We start from the raw sequence: 17,746 nt of genomic DNA on the forward strand, positions 1-17,746 counted from the left end.
CTGGATGACCGGGCGAACTCCCCGCCCGGTCACCGCAGTGTCGCTTAGAAGCGGTAGGCCGCCGTCGCGCGGATCGAGTGCCAGCGGAACTTGTCGTCGCTGCGACGGAAGTCGGTGCCGCTGCCATTCACCAGCAGGAACGGATTGCTCGCCGCGGTGTCGCCAGCGTTGCCGGCGCGGACGCGGTAATCGTCGTCCTTGTACTGGTGGTACATGTACTCAAGGCCGAGCGAGACGTTGTTGGCGACCTTCTGCTCGATGCCGCCACCGCCGGTGATGCCCCAGTGGTTGCGCTTGCCCGATTCGGAGAAGCCGTTCACCGCATTGGTGGTGGAGAACTCACGGTCGATGCGGGCATAGCCCGGACCGAAGGTGCCGTAGAACAGCGTGCGGTTGTTCGGCGTGTAGCCGACGCGGCCGCGGATCGACGCTTCCCAGTCGATCGAGCGGGTCATGACGTAGGAGGCCGGCGTGCTGGAGAAGGCCGACACGCTGTCGGTGATCTCGCTCTTGCCGAACTCACCGACTGCACCGAGGACCAGCCCGCCGCGCTGATAGTCATAGCCGATGCGGCCATAATAGGCCCAGCCGTCCTTGTCCTTGGCACAGGCCGCGGGCGAGGTCGGGTTCGTCGGCGAAGTGCCGGCCAGCGCGCGGCCGTTGCAGAAGCCGCCAACCGGCGGTGCGAAGGCGTTGGCGCCAGCGGCGGTGTTCACCGCATCGCCGAAGCGGCCATCGAGATTGGTGTCGAACAGGATCGAGGAGCCACGATCGTTCGGCTGGACATCATAGCCGCCGGCTGCGCCAATATAGACGCCGGAGAAGCCATCTTCGTCGGCCGTCTGCGCGGAGGCGATCGACGGAGCGACCAAAGCGGCGGCAATGCCCGCGAGGAACAAGGACTTCATACGCAACCCTTTCGTTACTTACACAACAAACACATGCGGAGGCCCGAACGGGGCAGGCGGTAGAAAGGATGCATGCCAGCGCGCGTTTGTGCCGAAACGGGAAAAATGTGTTGCAGCGCGGCAACAGGTCACGACTGCCGATGCCTCTGCTATAGCGCAGCCATGGCTGATCCAGATCTGTTCCGTGCCGCCGCTCCCACCCCCGCTTACGACGCCTCATCAATCGAGGTGCTGGAAGGGTTGGAGCCGGTCCGGCGCCGGCCTGGCATGTACGTCGGCGGCACCGACGAGCGCGCGCTTCACCACCTCGCCGCCGAGGTGCTGGACAATGCGATGGACGAGGCGGTGGCCGGCCACGCCACCCGCATCGAGGTCACGCTGGCGCCGGGCAATCGCCTGACCATCGTCGACAATGGCCGCGGCATCCCGGTCGATCCGCACCCCAAGTTCCCGGACAAGAGCGCGCTGGAGGTGATCCTCTCCACGCTCCATTCGGGCGGCAAGTTCGCGGGCAAGGCCTATGCGACCAGCGGCGGCCTCCACGGCGTCGGCGTCTCGGTCGTCAACGCGCTGTCGTCGGACACGGTGGTGGAGGTGGCGCGCGATCGCCAGCTCTACCGCCAGCGCTTCGCCAAGGGGCAGACGCTGGGCCCGCTGGAGAATGTCGGCGCGGCGCCCAATCGGCGCGGCACGTCGGTCGCCTTCACCCCGGACGAGGAAATTTTCGGGCCCGATCTGCGCTTCAAGCCCGCACGGCTCTACCGGCTCGCGCGGTCCAAGGCGTATCTGTTCGCCGGGGTCGAGATCCGCTGGAAATGCGCGCCCGAGCTGATCTCGGACGATACGCCGGCAGAGGCGGTGTTCCAGTTCCCCGGCGGCCTTGCCGATCACCTGCGCGAACAGGTCGGCGGGCGCGAATGTGCCACCGCCGATTTCTTCACCGGGTCGCAGGAGTTTCCGGGAGAGGCCGGCCGCGTCGAATGGGCGGTCGCCTGGCCCTTGTGGTCCGACGGCAGCTATTCCTGGTATTGCAACACCATCCCCACGCCCGATGGCGGCACGCACGAACAGGGTCTGCGCCAGGCGCTGGTCCGCGGCCTGCGGGCGTTTGGCGAGTTGGTAAAGGAAAAGAAGGTCAAGGATCTGACCGCAGATGACGTGATGGTCGGCAGCGAGCTGATGCTCAGCGTCTTCATCCGCGATCCGCAATTCCAGTCACAGACCAAGGATCGGCTCACGTCGCCCGAGGCCGCCGGCCTCGTCGAAAAGGCCGTTCGCGACCATTTCGACCACTTCCTCACGCACAACATGGACCGCGGTCGCGCGCTGCTGGGCTATGTGCTGGAACGGATGGACGATCGCCTCCGCCGCAAGGAGGAACGCGACGTCAAGCGCAAGACGGCGACCTCCTCGCGCAAGCTGCGGCTGCCGGGCAAGCTGACCGACTGTTCCGCCAACGCCCCCGGCGGCACCGAATTGTTCATCGTCGAAGGCGACAGCGCCGGCGGCAGCGCGAAGCAGGCGCGTGACCGCAAGACACAGGCGATCCTGCCGATCCGCGGCAAGATCCTGAACGTCGCCTCCGCCACCAGTGCGAAGATCCTCGCCAATCAGGAAATCGCCGATCTCATCCAGGCGCTCGGCTGCGGCACGCGCAAGGAATGCCGCCCCGACAATCTACGCTACGAACGCATCGTCATCATGACCGACGCCGATGTCGATGGCGCGCATATCGCCACCCTGCTGATGACCTTCTTCTTCCAGGAGATGCCCGATCTCGTCCGGCGCGGGCACCTCTATCTGGCGCAGCCGCCGCTCTACCGCATCACCTCGGGCGCGAAGTCGCTCTACGCCCGCGACGACGCGCATCGTGCCGAGATCGAACGCACGGCGTTCCGCGGCAAGAAGGTGGAGGTGTCGCGCTTCAAGGGCCTGGGGGAGATGAATCCGGGTCAGCTGCGCGAAACGACGATGGACCCAAAAACCCGCAGCCTCATCCGCATCACCCTGCCGCAGGAATATGAGGAGCGCGCGGGCGTCAAGGATTTGGTCGACCGGCTGATGGGCACCAATCCCGCGCACCGCTTCGCCTTTATCCAGGAGAATGCCGCGCGGATGGACGAAGAAGCGATCGACGCGTGACCCGGGGGGCGCAAGTTCCTATCTAGGATCGATGCGCAAACCAAAGGCAGGGCTCCCGAGCCGCCAGCAGATCCTCGATTTCATCTCCACGAGCGATACGCCCGCCGGCAAGCGGGAAATCGCCCGCGCCTTCGGCCTCACCGCGCAGGAGAAGATCGGCCTGAAGGCACTGCTCAAGGACATGACCGATGAGGGGCTGATCGACAGCGCCCCCGGCCGTGCCTTCCACAAGATGGGCGGGCTGCCCAAGGTCACCGTGCTGCGCATCGTCGATGCCGACGATCACGGCGCGATCTGGGCCACGCCGGAACGCTGGGAGGCGGAGGTCGCGGCGCCCCGCATCCGCGTGCGCGAGCGGCGACGCGGCGACCTTGGCGTCGGCATGCGCGTGCTGGCCCGCACCGAAGAACTCGGCGGCGGCTGGATCGCCCATCCGATGAAGGTGCTCGCGCCCGCCGCCGAGCAGATCATCGGCGTTCTGCGCGGCGAGGGCGATCGTCTGTGGCTCCAAGGCGTGGAGAAGAAGGAGCGGCGCGAATTTCCCGTCTCGGACGCCGGCGGCGCGCAGCCCGGCGATCTCGTGCTGGCGGAACGGGCCGGCCGCCCGCCGCGCATCACTGCCAAGGTCGTCGAGCGGCTGGGCGATCCCTTCGCACCGCGCAGCTTCTCGCTCATCGCGATCCACAAGCACGACATTCCCAACGTTTTCGATCAGGACACGCTGGACGAGGCGCAGCGGGTCGCCGCCCAGCCGCTGGGCGAGGGGCGGGAGGATCTGACTCATCTGCCGATCGTCGCGATCGATCCCGCCGACGCGCGCGACCATGACGATGCGATCTGGGCCACGCCCGATGATGATCCCGGCAACCCCGGTGGCTATCGCGCGCTGGTCGCAATCGCCGACGTCAGTTTCTATGTGCGGCCGGGCGGGGCGATCGACCGTGAGGCGCGGCGGCGCGGCAATTCGGTCTATTTCCCCGATCGCGTCGTCCCGATGCTGCCCGAGGTGCTGTCGGCGGACGTCTGCTCGCTGAAACAGGGGCAGGATCGCGCCGCGCTCGTTTGCCACCTTCAGGTGAGCAAGACCGGCGCGCTCAAGACCTGGCGCTTTTCGCGCGCGGTGGTGCGGATCGCGCAAAACATCGCTTACGAGGATGCGCAGGCCGCGATCGACGCGGATTCGCCGTTGCCGCTCGAAACCGCCGTGGACGGGCGCGCGCCTGCCGGGGACAGCGCCACGATCCTGGCCGCGCTGAAGGACCTGTGGGAGTGCTGGTCACTGCTCGCCGCCGCACGTGACAAGCGCGAGCCGCTGGCGCTGGACCTTCCCGAACGGCAGGTGGCGCTGGACGAAAAGGGCCGCCTCCTCTCCGTCGCGCCGCGCGACCGACTGGATGCGCACCGCCTGGTCGAGGATTTCATGATCGCCGCCAATGTCGCGGCGGCCAAGGCGCTGGAGGCGAAGAAGGCCCCCGTCATGTACCGCGTCCACGAACCGCCGGCGCGGGAGAAGCTGGTCGCGCTGAAGGAATATCTCGCGACCTTCGACGTCCCCTTTGCGCTGGGTCAGGTCATCAAGCCCGCGACCTTCAACCATATCATCGATCGGGTCGGCGACGCCGATTTCCGCCCGCAGGTCATGGAGCAGATCCTGCGCTCCCAGACCCAGGCCTATTATGCGCCGGCCAATCACGGCCATTTCGGCCTGTCGCTCGGCTCCTATGGCCATTTCACGTCGCCGATCCGGCGCTACGCCGACCTGCTCGTGCATCGCTCGCTGACCAGCGCCTATGGCCTTGGCGCCGGCGGCCTCAACGGCGACGAGGATTTCGAGCGGCTGGGCGAAACGATCAGCAAGCTCGAACGCCGCGCGATGGAGGCGGAGCGCGAGACGATCGATCGCTATGTCGCCGCCTTCCTCGCCGAACGGGTGGGGGAAGTGGTCGATGCGCGCATCACCGGCATCCAGAATTTCGGCTTCTTCGCTACGGTCGAGGGCGTCGGCGGCGACGGGCTGATGCCGATCAGCGACCTCGGGCAGGAATATTTCCGCTATGACGAGGCCGGGCAGCGCCTGGTCGGCGAGACGAGCGGGGACGAATATACGCTGGGCATGCGGCTGAAGCTGCGGCTGGCGGATGCCAATCCAGTGTCCGGTGCGCTCCGCTTCGAGCTTGAGGAAGGGAAGGGCGCCCGTCCGTCACGCCGCGACGGTGCGGGGTCAAAGGCGCCGCGCGTGCTGAAGCGCCGCGGTCGGCCTGGCAACATTCGGCACAAGGGTGGGAGACGATAGATGGCGAACATCGTGATGCGTCTGGGTGAGCGTTACACCACGCGCACGCAGGACCGACTGGTCGAGCGGCTGCGCGCCGCCAATGCGATCAAGCCGGCGAACGCGACCCTGCTGGCCCCACTCAGCCGCCGCGAGGCCCGGCTGCTCGAACGCATGGTGAAGTTCCGCGCCGTGGTTCAGGAGGGCGAGCATCTGTACTGGCTCAACGAACAGGCGCTGGTCCACTTCCGCAAGGAAGAACTGGCGCGCCTGCTCGGCGCCGTCGCGGTCGCCGGATTCGCTGCCGCCGGCGCGCTCGCGCTCGGCCGCTGACCTCACCTGACTGGCGGCCGTGGGCGACCGTCGTCCCCGGCCGCCAGTCGTTCCGGACCCGCTGCTCAGTTGGCGGTAAAGGTCATGCCCGCCTTGGCGATCAGGCGCTTGCGCAGCGGCTCGCCCATCAGCGCACCGGGCGTCCAGATGCCACCTTCGCCCGCGACATCCTCGATCAGGCACATCGCGCTCTCCGCCAGCATCTTGCTGGTCGATCCATAACCGGGGTCACGATCGCCGGTGACGACGGCGTCGATCCGCGTGCCATCGGGCATCAGGCCCATGAACAGCACATCATAATGGCCGCTCTCGCGCTCTTCCTTGGTCGGACCTTCGCCGGGCTTGGGCCCCTTGTTGTCGGCAAAGGGATTTAGCTTGGTCAGCGCTTCCGCTGCGGCCTTGCCCATTTCGCCCAGCCCGGTGACCACCATCTCGTCATAGACGAAATCGTCGCCGTAACGCTGGCCGAGCAGGAAATTGGTGCGGTGGACGTTCTTGGTGTTGATCGGCGCCATCACGAACGGCGCGACCCAGGACTCGATCGTGCTGTCATATTCCGGGATCAGCCCGGTCGGCTGGTGTGGCCCCTTGTGGCCCGGGGTCAGCGCAAACGGGCTGGCGAGCAGCGGGACGAGCGAGGGATCCTTCGCCGCCGCCGCCAGCGTCGCCTTCAGGCTCGCCGCGGTCCCGCCCGAGAAGGTGCCCTTCATCGTGCGCACCCGGCATTTCACCCGCGGCGCCGGACGCCCGAACCGCGCGACCGCCGCTTCCTGCAACGTCAGCACGCCAAGGTCGAAGGGGATCGAATCGAACCCGCAGGAAAACACGATCCGCGCGCCCGTGCGCTTCGCCTCTGCATCATGCGCGTCGATCATCTGGCGCATCCACGCCGGTTCGCCGCACAGGTCGACATAGGCCGTGCCGGTTGCCGCGCATGCCGCCACCAGGTCGCTGCCATACAGCTGATACGGCCCGACCGTGCTGATCACGACCTTGGTCCTCTCGCACATGGCGCGCAGCGATGCAGGATCGTCGGCATTGGCGGTGACGAGCGGCACGTCGGCCGAAATGCCCATCTCCCCGCGCACTTCCTCCAGCTTGGAGAGCGAGCGCCCCGCCATCGCCCAGCGCACGCCGGCGGGATAGGTCAGCGCGATATATTCCGCCACCAGCCGCCCGGTATAGCCGGTCGCGCCATAGACGATCACGTCGAAGTCGGTCGTCATCTCTGTCTCTCCTATGCCGCTTCACTAAACTGAAGGCTCGCCAGCCGGGCATACAGCCCGCTGCGCGCCATCAGCGTGGCATGATTGCCCTGCTCAACGATACGCCCGCCGTCCATCACCACGATGCGATTGGCCGCGCGCACGGTGGCGAGTCGATGGGCAATGACCAAAGTGGTGCGATCCGCCATCAGCCGCTCCAGCGCCTCCTGCACCAGCCGCTCGCTTTCGGCGTCCAGTGCGCTGGTCGCCTCGTCGAGCAGCAGGATCGGCGCATCGCGCAGCAGCGCGCGGGCGATCGCGACGCGCTGCCGCTGCCCGCCCGACAACCGCGCCCCGCCTTCACCCAGGAAGGTGTCGAGCCCGTCCGGCAGGTCGCGCAGGAACGCCGACGCGTTGGCCGCGTCCGCCGCGGCCCACAATTCCTCGTCGCTCGCGTTCCACCGGCCATAGCGCAGGTTGTCGCGCGCGGAGGCGCCGAAGATCACCGTCTCCTGCGGCACCATCGCAATACGGGCGCGGATCGCGGCGGGATCGGCATCGCGCAGGTCGACGCCATCGATCGTCAGGCGGCCGGCGGCGGGATCGTAGAACCGCTGAAGCAGCTGGAATAAGGTCGTCTTGCCGGCGCCCGACGGCCCGACCAGCGCCACCGTCTCGCCCGGTGCAATTGCCAGCGAGAAATCATGCAGCGCCGCGGTGTCGGGCCGCGTGGGATAGCGGAACTCGACATGCTCGAACGCGACGGCGCCCTGCGGCGGCTGCGGTAGTGGCTCGGGCCGGGCCGGCGCCGCGATCTCCGGTTGTTCCGACAGCAATTCCGCGAGCCGCCCGGCGGCCCCGGCACCACGCAGCAATTCGCCATAGACCTCGGTCAACGCGCCGAACGCGCCGGCGACGATCCCGCCCGTCAGCACGAAAGCAGCGATCGACCCGCCCGAAATGCGCCCCGCGGCAACATCGGTCGCGCCTTCCCACAGGACCAGCGTGATCGATCCGAACACCAGCGCGATGACGATCGCGGTCATGATCGCGCGCAGCATGATACGCTTCTGCGCCGCCACCATGGTCGCCTCGACCGCGCCGGTGAAGCGCGCGGCCTCGCGCTGCTCCTGCCCGAACGCTTGCACGATCTTCATCGCGCCCAGCGTCTCGGTCACCATCGCACCGACATCGGCGACCCGGTCCTGCGAGGTGCGCGAATAGGTCCGCACCCGCCGCCCCAGCAGCATGATCGGCAGGATCACCAGCGGTATGCCAAGGCACAGCAACCCCGCCAGCTTGGGCGAGATCGCGAACAAATAGATCAGCCCACCCACGCCGGTGAAGGCATTGCGCAGCGCCACCGACACGGTGGTCCCGACCACCATTTCGATCTGCGCGGTATCCGCCGTCATGCGCGAGGCGATTTCGGAGGGGCGGTTCTCCTCGAAGAAGCGCGGGCTCAGGCTCAGCAGATGCCGCTGCACCGTCTCGCGGATATCCGCCACCACCCGCTCGCCCAGCCAGGAGACGAAGTAGAAGCGGATCGCCGTACCGATTGCCAGCACCGCGACGATCATCAGCATATAATGGAACGCGCCCGCCACCGCCGCGCCGCCATCCGCCGCGAAGCCGCGGTCGATGATCCGCTTGAAGCTGTAGGGAATCGCGATCGTCGCCGCCGAGGTCACCGCCAGCGCCGTCCAAGCGGCGGCGATCTGCAGCGGGTAACGCTTCGCGTGCTGCCACACGAGGGCAAGGTTGCCGATCCGGCGGGTTGGTTGCGGCTCCACCGACGCTTTGCTGGCCATCCGCGCCACCTAGCAGCCGGGCCGGTGTGGCTCAACGGCCACCATCGCGTCCAATCGGATCAATGGTTCGTTGTGCGCTTGCACAATCGCTATATGGTGGCGGCGCGATCGTTGCGTTTGAGGATACCCGATGCTCTACGATGCCTATGAGTTCCAGCGGTCGCTGCTCGCCGGGGCCAGTGCAATGGCCAATCTTGGCGCCGGAATGCTGCAGAACCCGGCAAACCCGTTCGCCTATTTCGGTGGCGGGCAGGTCATGGCGTCGGCGCTCGAGGTGTTCGCCCATGCTGCGGCTGCGCGCGGCAAGCCGGCATTCGGTCTCGATCACACGATCATCGACGGTCGCGACGTGCCGGTGCGAGAGGAAGTCGTGCTGCGCCTGCCGTTTGGGCAACTGAAGCGGTTCGTGCGCGAAGGCGTGGAGGGTGGCCCGCGGCTGCTGATCGTCGCCCCGATGTCGGGCCATTTCGCGACGCTGCTGCGCGGCACGGTCGAACGGATGCTGCCCTTCGCCGACGTCTACATCACCGACTGGCGCGACGCGAAGATGGTCCCGGTCGAACATGGCAGCTTCGATCTCGACGATTATGTCGACTATCTGGTCGCCTTCCTGGAGAAGATCGGTCCCGGCGCGCACATGCTCGCCGTGTGCCAGCCATCGGTGCCCAGCTACGCCGCCGCCTGCCTGATGAGCGCGAACAATCACCCCTGCCGCCCGCGCACGCTGACCATGATGGGTGGCCCGATCGACACGCGCGAGGCGCCGACCGCGGTGAACACGCTCGCCACCGAACGCCCGCACGCCTGGTTCGAACAGAATGTCATCGCCACCGTGCCGAATAGCTATCCCGGCGCCGGCCGGCGGGTCTATCCGGGTTTCCTTCAGCTCACCGGCTTCATGACGATGAACCTTGGCAATCACATGATGAGCCACTGGGAGATGTTCAAACATCTCGTGCGCGGTGACGGAGAAAGCGCCGACGCGACCAAGGAATTCTACGACGAGTATCGCTCGGTCTGCGACATGACGGCGGAATATTATCTGCAGACGATCGACCAGGTGTTCCAGGCCCATGCCCTGCCGCGCGGCGTGATGACGCACCGCGGACGCGCGGTCGATCCGGCAGCAATCACCGACATCGGCATTCTGGCGATCGAGGGGGAGCGCGACGATATCTCGGGGCTGGGCCAGACCCGGGCGGCGCTGACAATCGCGACGTCGCTGCCCGCGGAGAAGAAGCGCTATTACATGGCCGAGGGTGTCGGCCATTACGGCATTTTCAACGGATCGAAATGGCGAGACCGCATCGCGCCGGTGGTTGAGGAGTGGATCGCCGCGCACGACTGACGGTGCGGGCGACGAAGGGAAGGGGCGACCGCAGCCGCCCCGCCTTCGGTTAGCCGACCGAGCCGACCTTCGCGTGGCTCGAGGACTCGGCGGAATTGATCGTGCCGCCGAACAGCATCTTCAGCCGGCCGCTGATCGACACGTCGGTTTCCCACAGCTCGGCAGAGGTGATGTCGAACCGGTTGAGCCGGGCGTCGGCCTTGCCGTTCGGGAACCAGGCCTCGACCTGATTGTCCCACAACCTGTCGAACGTGGCCTGGTCGGTTTCCTGCGACACGCGCCCGGCGAGGCAGGCAAAGAAATCATGCCCCTTGCCGACGAACTGCGCCATGGCCTCGCCACCCTTGGCGATGCGATTGTCGTGCGCGGAAAAGATGAACAGCGTGTTGGGCTGCGCATCGTCCAGCTTGACGCTCATCGGTTCGGAATGCTGGCCGTCCATCAGGCCGATCATCACATAGGGGCTGTCCTCAAGCTTCTTGAGGAACGTTTCGGCGACTTCCTGCGGACTGTCCTTATCGGCCATGCGACTCTCTCCTGCTTTGGATCAAGCCGAAGAACGAGGCGGGCGAAGGTTGGTTGCGCGCGACAGGATCCGACGCGCCCGGACCCACGCAAAAGCCCCGGTCGCTCGCGCGGCCGGGGCTTCTGTTGATCAGTGATCGTGGCGCTCCGGGCGACACCCCGCGGGTGCCGCTCCGACGCCGGGCATTACAGGACTTCGAACAGGCCCGCTGCGCCCATGCCGCCGCCGACGCACATCGTGACGACGACGTACTTCGCGCCGCGACGCTTGCCTTCGATCAGCGCGTGGCCGGTCATGCGCGCGCCCGACATGCCGTACGGGTGGCCGATCGAGATCGCGCCGCCGTTGACGTTCAGCAGCTCGTCGGGGATGCCCAGCTTGTCACGGCAGTACAGCACCTGCACCGCAAACGCCTCGTTCAGCTCCCAGAGGCCGATGTCGTCCATCTTCAGGTTGAAGCGCTCGAGCAGCTTGGGGATCGCAAAGACCGGGCCGATGCCCATCTCGTCCGGCTCGGTGCCGGCAACGGCCATGCCGACATAGCGGCCCAGCGGCGTCAGGCCCTTCTTCTCGGCCAGCTTCTCCTCCATCAGCACGCTGGCCGATGCGCCGTCCGACAGCTGCGAGGCATTGCCGGCGGTGATGTTGAGATCGGGGCCAAGCACCGGCTTCAGCGACTTCAGGCCCTCCAGCGTGGTGTCGGGACGATTGCCCTCGTCCTTCGCCAGCGTCACTTCCTTGTAGGAGACTTCCTTGGTCTCCTTGTCGACGATCGCCATGTTCGCGGTGACGGGGATGATCTCGTCATCGAACTTGCCGGCGGCCTGCGCGGCGGCGGTGCGCTGCTGCGACTGGAAGCCATATTCGTCCTGCGCGTCGCGGCTAATGCCATAACGCTTGGCGACCACTTCGGCGGTCTGCAGCATCGGCATGTAGATGTCCTTGTGCATCGCGACCAGCTCGGGGTCGGGCTGCACGCGCATCTGCGGCGTCTGGACGATGCTGATGCTGTCGACGCCGGCGCCGATGGTGACGTCCATGTTGTCGACCATGATCTGCTTGGCGGCGGTGGCGATCGCCATCAGGCCCGATGCGCACTGGCGGTCGAGCGACATGCCCGATACCGACACCGGCAGGCCGGCACGCAGCAGTGAGGTGCGCGCGATATTGGTCGCCTGCGCACCCTGCTGCAGCGCGGCGCCCATCACCACGTCCTGCACTTCGGCACCGTCGATCTTGGCGCGCTCGACGGCGGCCTTGAGCGCGTGGCTGGCCAGGGTCGGCGACAGCGTGTTGTTGAAAGCGCCGCGATAGGCACGGCCGATCGGCGTGCGGGCGGTGGAAACGATGACGGCGGAGCGCATGTTCAGGATCCTTGGTAGTAGAAAGTGCCGGTCCGCCCGCTGATGCGGGCGGCGCTCCCCGGGGAGGGCGGCGGTTGGAACGATATCAGGTGAAGACTTGCGTGATCCACTCGGCGATCATCGCGGGCTTCTCGCTGCCCTCGATCTCGATCGTGGTCTCGGTGGTGAACTGATACTGGCCGGGACGCTTTTCATCGAACTCGGTCAGCTTGGAACGGCCGCGCACGCGCGATCCCGACGGGACGGGGGCGAGGAAGCGGACTTTGTTGCCGCCATAGTTGACGCCCATCTTCACACCGTCGAGCCGCGGCATGCCGGGGTTCTTGGCCGACAGCAGCGGCAAGAGCGACAGCGTCAGAAATCCGTGCGCGATGGTCGTGCCGAACGGCGTCTGCTTGGCGCGTTCCGGGTCGATGTGGATGAACTGGTGATCGCCGGTCGCGTCGGCGAACTTGTTGATCATCTCCTGGGTCACTTCGACCCATTCGGACACGCTTTCCTTGCCGATCGCGGCCTTCATCTCGTCTGCGTTCACGAAGACTCCCCTTGGCTTCCTCATCCCGTTCGCGGGTGCAGCACTCCTCTAGTCTTTTGGCCTGCGCGCCCGCAAGTCTTGTCGACCGGAAGCTGGAAATTCGCCGCGGCAGCAGAGCAGCCGGACGAACCCCATCTTCGAAATTGCCCTTACGGCACCCCACCCCCGCAGCCGCCTTGCGCTTGCCACCATAAATAATGTTATGGTGGTAAAGACAGCTGCCGGAGGGGCGGCGCGACAAAGGAGAGGCAGCTTGGCTTACGAGCAGATCATCTATGACGTGAAGGACGGGGTGGCGACGATCACGCTCAACCGCCCGGAAAAGCTCAATGCGTTCACCGGCACGATGATGGCCGAGATGATCGACGCCTTTGACAAGATCGACGCTGACGATGACGTGCGCTGTGTCATCGTGACGGGCGCGGGCCGCGCCTTCTGTGCCGGGGCCGATCTGTCGGCCGGCGCCAAGACGTTCGATTATGACAAGCGCACCGATCGCCCCGACAAGGGCAGCGGGCAGGGCGGCCTCACCTATGAGATGGAAGAGGCGCGCGACGGCGGCGGGCGCCTGACGCTGCGCATCTTCGAATGTCTGAAGCCGGTGATCGCCGCGGTGAACGGCGCGGCGGTCGGCGTCGGCTCGACCATGCAGCTGCCGATGGACATCCGCATCGCCAGCGACTCGGCGCGCTTCGGCTTCGTCTTCGCTCGCCGCGGCATCGTGCCGGAGGCAGCGTCGAGCTTCTTCCTGCCGCGCGTGGTCGGCATCAGCCAGGCGCTCGAATGGTGCTACACCGGCCGGGTGTTCGGCGCGCAAGAGGCGCTCGACGGCGGCCTCGTGAAGCAGGTGGTGCCGGGTGACGAGCTGCTCGCCGTTGCCAACGCGCTGGCCCGCGAAATCGCCGACAACACCGCGCCCGTCTCGGTCGCGCTTACCCGCCAGATGCTGTGGCGCGGGCTCGGCTTCCAGCACCCGATGGACGCGCACAAGGTCGACAGCCGCGCGATCCTCTCGCGCGGCCGCTCGGGCGACGCAAAGGAAGGCGTCACTTCCTTCCTCGAAAAGCGCACCCCCGTTTACCCGGACAAGGTATCGTCAAACATGCCGGACTTCTTCCCTTGGTGGGAGGAGCAGAAGTACGGCTAAATCGCAGGGTCCCTCGGCCTCATGCCGCGTTATGATGCGGTATGAGTGTCGAGGATGACAAGCGGCTGGCCGCGGAGGCGGCGGTGGCCGAGGTGCGCGACGGCATGGTCGTGGGCCTTGGCACCGGCTCCACTGCGGCCTTTGCCATTGGCGCGCTCGGCGCGCGCGTGGCGCGGGGGCTGCGCGTCCTCACCGTCGCGACCAGCGAGGCGACCGTCCGCGCCGCCAGCGCCGTTGGCATCACCGTCAGCGACTTTGCCGATTACGCCACGATCGATCTTGCCATCGACGGCACGGACGAGATCGACGACCGCATGTGGGCGATCAAGGGCGCCGGCGGCGCGATGCTGCGCGAAAAGGCGGTCGCCGCGGCGGCCCGTCGATTCGTGGTGATCGCCGACGGGTCGAAGCGCGTGCCGGCGATTGGCGCGGCAAAGCTTCCGGTCGAGATCCTGCCCTTCGCGCGCAGCTTCGTCACCGCGCAGCTTTCAACGCTCGGCGCCATCGTCACGGTGCGACCGGACTATCGCACTGACAATGGCAACCTCGTCGCCGACTGCCGCTTTGCGCCCATGCCCGACCCCCGCGTCCTCGCGCGCATGATCGACAAAATCCCCGGCGTGCTGGGCCACGGCCTGTTCCTCGATGAGGTGGATGCCGCCTATATCGCCACCGATGGCGTCGTTGCGCGACTGGAACGCGGCGGACGGAGCGACTAGAGGGGCCGCAACTCGGCAACCGGGCACTTGCCCGGGCGTTCGATACCCATTCAGCGAGGGCCCCCGATGACCGACACCGCCAATCCCGCGAACGTTCATGAGGACGGCTCGTCCGACCGCCTGGCGATCGACACCATCCGCACCCTTTCGATGGACGCGGTGCAGGCGGCGAACTCCGGTCACCCCGGCACGCCGATGGCGCTGGCGCCGGTCGGTCACACGCTATGGACCAAGTTCCTGCGCTATGATCCCGCGCATCCGCACTGGGCTAACCGCGACCGCTTCGTGCTGTCGGTCGGCCATGCCTCGATGCTGCTCTATTCGCTGCTGCACCTCGCCGGCGTGAAGCAGCCCGATGGCGCCCCCGCCGTCAGCCTCGACGATATCAAGGCCTTCCGCCAGCTCGGCTCGAAGACGCCGGGTCACCCCGAATACAGCCACACCGTGGGCGTCGAGACGACCACCGGCCCGCTCGGCCAGGGCTGCGGCAATTCGGTCGGCATGGCGATCGCCGAGCGCTGGATGGCCGCGCGCTACAACCAGCCCGGCTTCACCCTGTTTGACCATGACGTCTATTCGCTGTGCGGCGACGGTGATCTCATGGAGGGCGTCGCGGCCGAGGCGGCCAGCCTCGCCGGCCATCTGAAGCTCTCCAACCTGTGCTGGATCTACGACAGCAACAACATCTCGATCGAAGGCGACACCGACCTCGCGTTCGATGAGGATGTCGGCATGCGCTTCCAGGCGTACGGCTGGGACGTCATCCACGTCGACGACGCCAATGACGTCGCCGCGCTGACCAAGGCGTTCGAGCAGTTCCGCGCCACTACCGACAAGCCGACGCTGATCATCGTCCATTCGATCATCGGCTGGGGCTCGCCGCGCGCCGGCAGCGAAAAGGCGCATGGCGAGGCGCTGGGCGAAGAGAATGTCCGCCTCACCAAGCAGGCCTATGGCTGGCCCGAGGACAAGAGCTTCTACGTGCCGGAGGGCGTGCAGGAGGGCTTTGAAGGCGCGATGGTCGAACGCAGCGCGCCGCTGCGTGAGGCTTGGGAGGCAAGCCTCGCCAAGTACCGCGAGGCGCATCCGGATCTCGCCAAGGAAGTCGACGCCATCCTCGGCGGCACGCTGCCGGAGGGCTGGGATGCCGACATCCCGACCTTCGAGGCCGATGCCAAGGGCCTCGCCAGCCGCGATTCGAGCGGCAAGGTGCTGAACGCCATCGCCAAGAAGATGCCGTGGCTGATCGGCGGCTCGGCCGATCTCGCACCCTCGACCAAGACCGACATCAAGGGCGAGGCATCGTTCGAGGCGAGCAATTACGCCGGCCGCAACTTCCACTTCGGCGTGCGCGAACATGGCATGGGCGCGATCGTCAACGGCATGGCGTTGTCGGGGTTGCGCTCCTACGGCAGCACCTTCTTCGTGTTCCTCGATTACATGCGCCCGCCGGTCCGCCTGTCGGCGCTGATGGAGCTCGGCGCGGTGTGGGTGTTCACGCATGATTCGATCGGCGTGGGCGAGGATGGCCCGACGCACCAGCCGATCGAACAGCTCGTCATGCTGCGCGCGACGCCGGGCCTCGACGCCTTCCGCCCGGCCGATGCAAACGAGGTCGCCGTCGCGTGGCGCGTGATCATCGAAAACCACAAGCAGCCGGCGGCGCTGGTCCTTTCGCGTCAGGCGCTGCCGACGATCGACCGCAGCAAATATGCCAGCGCCGACGGCGTGCGTCAGGGCGGCTATGTGCTCGCCGATTGCGACGGCACGCCCGACGTGATCCTCATCGCCACCGGCAGCGAAGTGAACCTCGCGCTCGAGGCGCATGAGAAGCTCGTTGCCGAGGGCAAGAAGAGCCGCGTCGTCTCGATGCCCAGCTGGTTCCGCTACGAGCAGCAGTCCGACGCCTATAAGGAAAGCGTGCTGCCCGCGGCGGTCACCGCGCGTGTCGCGATCGAAATGGGCGGCGAGATCGGCTGGGACCGCTACGTCGGACTGAAGGGCCGCACGATCACCATGTCGACCTTCGGCGCCTCGGCCCCGATCGCCAAGCTCGCGGACCAATATGGTTTCACCACCGACAATGTCGTGAAGGTGGCGAAAGAGGTCATGGCTGCCTAACTCTAGGGTAACGAGCCCGTCCGGTCCGAGCGAAGTCGAGGGTCGGGGCCGGACGGGCGGGCGACATATACGCCAACGTGTCCCGACTTCGCTCGACACGAACGGACGGAGACAGGACTGATGGGCAAGCTCAACGATCTCGCAGGTGCCGGCCAGGCGGTGTGGCTCGACTTCGTCGACCGCAAGTTCCTGGAGGCTGGCGGCCTGCAGAAGCTGGTCGACGAGGACGGCGTCACCGGCGTCACCTCCAACCCCACCATCTTCCAGAAGGCGATGGGTGAGGGCACGGCCTATGATGAGACGCTCGCCGCGTTCGACAAGGCCAATCCCGGCGCGTCGGCGATGGACCGCTACGAACATCTCGCAATCCAGGACATCAAGGCCGCGGCCGAGACGCTGCGCCCCGTCTATGACCGGCTGAACGGCAAGGACGGCTATGTCAGCCTGGAGGTCTCGCCCTATCTCGCCAACGACACCGACGGCACGATCGCCGAGGCGCAGAAGCTGTGGGCCGCGGTCGACCGGCCGAACCTGATGATCAAGATCCCCGGCACCCCGGCCGGCGTGCCGGCGATCGCCGCGACGATCGCCAATGGCATCAACGTCAACGTGACGCTGCTGTTCTCGCAGGAATCCTACCAGGCGGTCGCACTCGCTTATGTCGAGGGCCTCGAACTGCGCGTCTCGCGCGGTGAGCCGATCGATCGCATCGCCAGCGTCGCCAGCTTCTTCATCAGCCGCATCGATGCGGAGATCGACAAGAAGATCGATGCGCTGATCGAGAAGGGCGGCGCCACCGCCGACGAGGCAAAGGCGCTGAAGGGCAAGGTGGCGATCGCCAATGCGAAGCTCGCTTATGCCTGGTACCAGGATTTTATCGCCTCCGATCGCTGGCAGGCGCTGGCCGCGAAGGGCGCGCAGCCGCAGCGGCTGCTGTGGGCGTCGACGGGTACCAAGAACCCCGACTATCCTGACACGCTGTACGTCGACACGCTGATCGGCCCCGACACGGTCAACACCATGCCGCCCAAGACGCTCGACGCCTATCGCGAGCGCGGCACGGCGCGCGTGACGCTGACCGAGGATCTGGACGGCGCGCGCAAGGTGCTGGCTGATGCCGACCGCCTCGGGCTCGACCTGCCGGGCATCACCGAGCGGCTGGTGGAGGAGGGCGTCGCCTCGTTCAGCAAGTCGTTCGACGATCTGCTCGGCTCGATCGAGGCAAAGCACCCCGCCGACGCGTGATCGCTCGCGGAACGGAACCCCCCGTTCCTCCGTTCGCGCTCTGCCGGCCTTCTGACATGCCACGTCGTTG

The 17,746-nt window shown here is 66.7% G+C and carries 14 protein-coding genes; 8 read left to right on the top strand and 6 right to left on the bottom strand.

The features are described from left to right. Positions 1 to 44: 44 nt before the first annotated feature. Entirely contained in the window at positions 45 to 908 is an 864-nt protein-coding gene (locus CA236_RS09915) for an outer membrane beta-barrel protein (RefSeq protein ID WP_125945484.1), read from the bottom strand. A 162-nt stretch (positions 909 to 1,070) separates the two neighbouring features. Here CA236_RS09915 and parE point away from each other — a divergent pair, with 162 nt between their 5' ends. Genes parE through CA236_RS09930 form a run of 3 tightly spaced genes read left to right on the top strand, consistent with a single transcriptional unit; the run spans position 1,071 to position 5,655 of the window. After that, on the top strand, positions 1,071 to 3,050 hold the full coding sequence (gene parE, locus CA236_RS09920; protein ID WP_125945485.1) for a DNA topoisomerase IV subunit B: 1,980 nt from the start codon (positions 1,071 to 1,073) through the stop codon (positions 3,048 to 3,050). Positions 3,051 to 3,081: 31 nt separating this feature from the next. Then, a complete protein-coding gene (locus tag CA236_RS09925) occupies positions 3,082 to 5,343 on the top strand; it encodes a VacB/RNase II family 3'-5' exoribonuclease (protein ID WP_125945486.1) in 2,262 nt (753 codons plus the stop codon). Beyond that, positions 5,344 to 5,655, top strand: a complete 312-nt coding sequence (locus CA236_RS09930; protein ID WP_125945487.1) for a hypothetical protein — start codon at positions 5,344 to 5,346, stop codon at positions 5,653 to 5,655. Between the two features lie 65 nt (positions 5,656 to 5,720). Here CA236_RS09930 and CA236_RS09935 read toward each other — a convergent pair whose 3' ends face one another. Both CA236_RS09935 and CA236_RS09940 read right to left on the bottom strand, forming a co-directional pair. Then, a complete protein-coding gene (locus CA236_RS09935; RefSeq protein WP_125945488.1) occupies positions 5,721 to 6,881 on the bottom strand; it encodes a saccharopine dehydrogenase NADP-binding domain-containing protein in 1,161 nt (386 codons plus the stop codon). 11 nt (positions 6,882 to 6,892) lie between these two features. Further along, the gene (locus CA236_RS09940) at positions 6,893 to 8,671 is read right to left on the bottom strand and encodes an ABC transporter transmembrane domain-containing protein (protein WP_125945489.1); all 1,779 of its coding nucleotides are present in this window, start codon (positions 8,669 to 8,671) and stop codon (positions 6,893 to 6,895) included. Positions 8,672 to 8,801: 130 nt separating this feature from the next. On the opposite strand from CA236_RS09940, the gene phaZ reads away from it, so the two are divergent. Beyond that, positions 8,802 to 10,019 carry a polyhydroxyalkanoate depolymerase gene (gene phaZ, locus CA236_RS09945; protein WP_125945490.1) on the top strand — a complete coding sequence of 406 codons (1,218 nt, stop codon included), beginning with the start codon at positions 8,802 to 8,804 and terminating at the stop codon, positions 10,017 to 10,019. A 49-nt stretch (positions 10,020 to 10,068) separates the two neighbouring features. Here phaZ and CA236_RS09950 read toward each other — a convergent pair whose 3' ends face one another. From CA236_RS09950 to CA236_RS09960, 3 genes are all read right to left on the bottom strand, one after another. Continuing rightward, positions 10,069 to 10,545 carry a pyridoxamine 5'-phosphate oxidase family protein gene (locus tag CA236_RS09950; RefSeq protein WP_046406963.1) on the bottom strand — a complete coding sequence of 159 codons (477 nt, stop codon included), beginning with the start codon at positions 10,543 to 10,545 and terminating at the stop codon, positions 10,069 to 10,071. 185 nt (positions 10,546 to 10,730) lie between these two features. After that, positions 10,731 to 11,909 (bottom strand): acetyl-CoA C-acyltransferase, encoded by a 1,179-nt coding sequence (locus tag CA236_RS09955; protein ID WP_046406961.1) that lies wholly within the window; start codon positions 11,907 to 11,909, stop codon positions 10,731 to 10,733. An 85-nt stretch (positions 11,910 to 11,994) separates the two neighbouring features. Next, on the bottom strand, positions 11,995 to 12,429 hold the full coding sequence (locus CA236_RS09960) for a MaoC family dehydratase (RefSeq protein WP_241212609.1): 435 nt from the start codon (positions 12,427 to 12,429) through the stop codon (positions 11,995 to 11,997). Positions 12,430 to 12,697: 268 nt separating this feature from the next. Here CA236_RS09960 and CA236_RS09965 point away from each other — a divergent pair, with 268 nt between their 5' ends. The 4 genes from CA236_RS09965 (at position 12,698) to tal (ending at position 17,676) form a co-directional block, all read left to right on the top strand. Then, positions 12,698 to 13,591, top strand: coding sequence for a crotonase/enoyl-CoA hydratase family protein (locus CA236_RS09965; RefSeq protein WP_125945492.1), 894 nt, complete (start codon positions 12,698 to 12,700; stop codon positions 13,589 to 13,591). 41 nt (positions 13,592 to 13,632) lie between these two features. Continuing rightward, positions 13,633 to 14,310 (top strand): ribose-5-phosphate isomerase RpiA, encoded by a 678-nt coding sequence (rpiA, locus tag CA236_RS09970; RefSeq protein ID WP_125945493.1) that lies wholly within the window; start codon positions 13,633 to 13,635, stop codon positions 14,308 to 14,310. A 66-nt stretch (positions 14,311 to 14,376) separates the two neighbouring features. Further along, the gene (gene tkt, locus CA236_RS09975; protein ID WP_125945494.1) at positions 14,377 to 16,431 is read left to right on the top strand and encodes a transketolase; all 2,055 of its coding nucleotides are present in this window, start codon (positions 14,377 to 14,379) and stop codon (positions 16,429 to 16,431) included. Between the two features lie 120 nt (positions 16,432 to 16,551). Beyond that, positions 16,552 to 17,676, top strand: a complete 1,125-nt coding sequence (tal, locus tag CA236_RS09980; RefSeq protein WP_125945495.1) for a transaldolase — start codon at positions 16,552 to 16,554, stop codon at positions 17,674 to 17,676. Positions 17,677 to 17,746 lie beyond the last annotated feature (70 nt).

The organism is Sphingomonas sp. ABOLG (assembly GCF_003950435.1).
Lineage (GTDB): Bacteria > Pseudomonadota > Alphaproteobacteria > Sphingomonadales > Sphingomonadaceae > Sphingomonas > Sphingomonas panaciterrae.

Bases quoted from the DNA above. Each gene is read 5' to 3' on its own strand.
- CA236_RS09915 (WP_125945484.1), bottom strand. From the start codon at position 908: ATGAAGTCCTTGTTCCTCGCGGGCATTGCCGCCGCTTTGGTCGCTCCG.
- parE (WP_125945485.1), top strand. From the start codon at position 1,071: ATGGCTGATCCAGATCTGTTCCGTGCCGCCGCTCCCACCCCCGCTTAC.
- CA236_RS09925 (WP_125945486.1), top strand. From the start codon at position 3,082: ATGCGCAAACCAAAGGCAGGGCTCCCGAGCCGCCAGCAGATCCTCGAT.
- CA236_RS09930 (WP_125945487.1), top strand. From the start codon at position 5,344: ATGGCGAACATCGTGATGCGTCTGGGTGAGCGTTACACCACGCGCACG.
- CA236_RS09935 (WP_125945488.1), bottom strand. From the start codon at position 6,881: ATGACGACCGACTTCGACGTGATCGTCTATGGCGCGACCGGCTATACC.
- CA236_RS09940 (WP_125945489.1), bottom strand. From the start codon at position 8,671: ATGGCCAGCAAAGCGTCGGTGGAGCCGCAACCAACCCGCCGGATCGGC.
- phaZ (WP_125945490.1), top strand. From the start codon at position 8,802: ATGCTCTACGATGCCTATGAGTTCCAGCGGTCGCTGCTCGCCGGGGCC.
- CA236_RS09950 (WP_046406963.1), bottom strand. From the start codon at position 10,545: ATGGCCGATAAGGACAGTCCGCAGGAAGTCGCCGAAACGTTCCTCAAG.
- CA236_RS09955 (WP_046406961.1), bottom strand. From the start codon at position 11,909: ATGCGCTCCGCCGTCATCGTTTCCACCGCCCGCACGCCGATCGGCCGT.
- CA236_RS09960 (WP_241212609.1), bottom strand. From the start codon at position 12,429: ATGAAGGCCGCGATCGGCAAGGAAAGCGTGTCCGAATGGGTCGAAGTG.
- rpiA (WP_125945493.1), top strand. From the start codon at position 13,633: ATGAGTGTCGAGGATGACAAGCGGCTGGCCGCGGAGGCGGCGGTGGCC.
- tkt (WP_125945494.1), top strand. From the start codon at position 14,377: ATGACCGACACCGCCAATCCCGCGAACGTTCATGAGGACGGCTCGTCC.
- tal (WP_125945495.1), top strand. From the start codon at position 16,552: ATGGGCAAGCTCAACGATCTCGCAGGTGCCGGCCAGGCGGTGTGGCTC.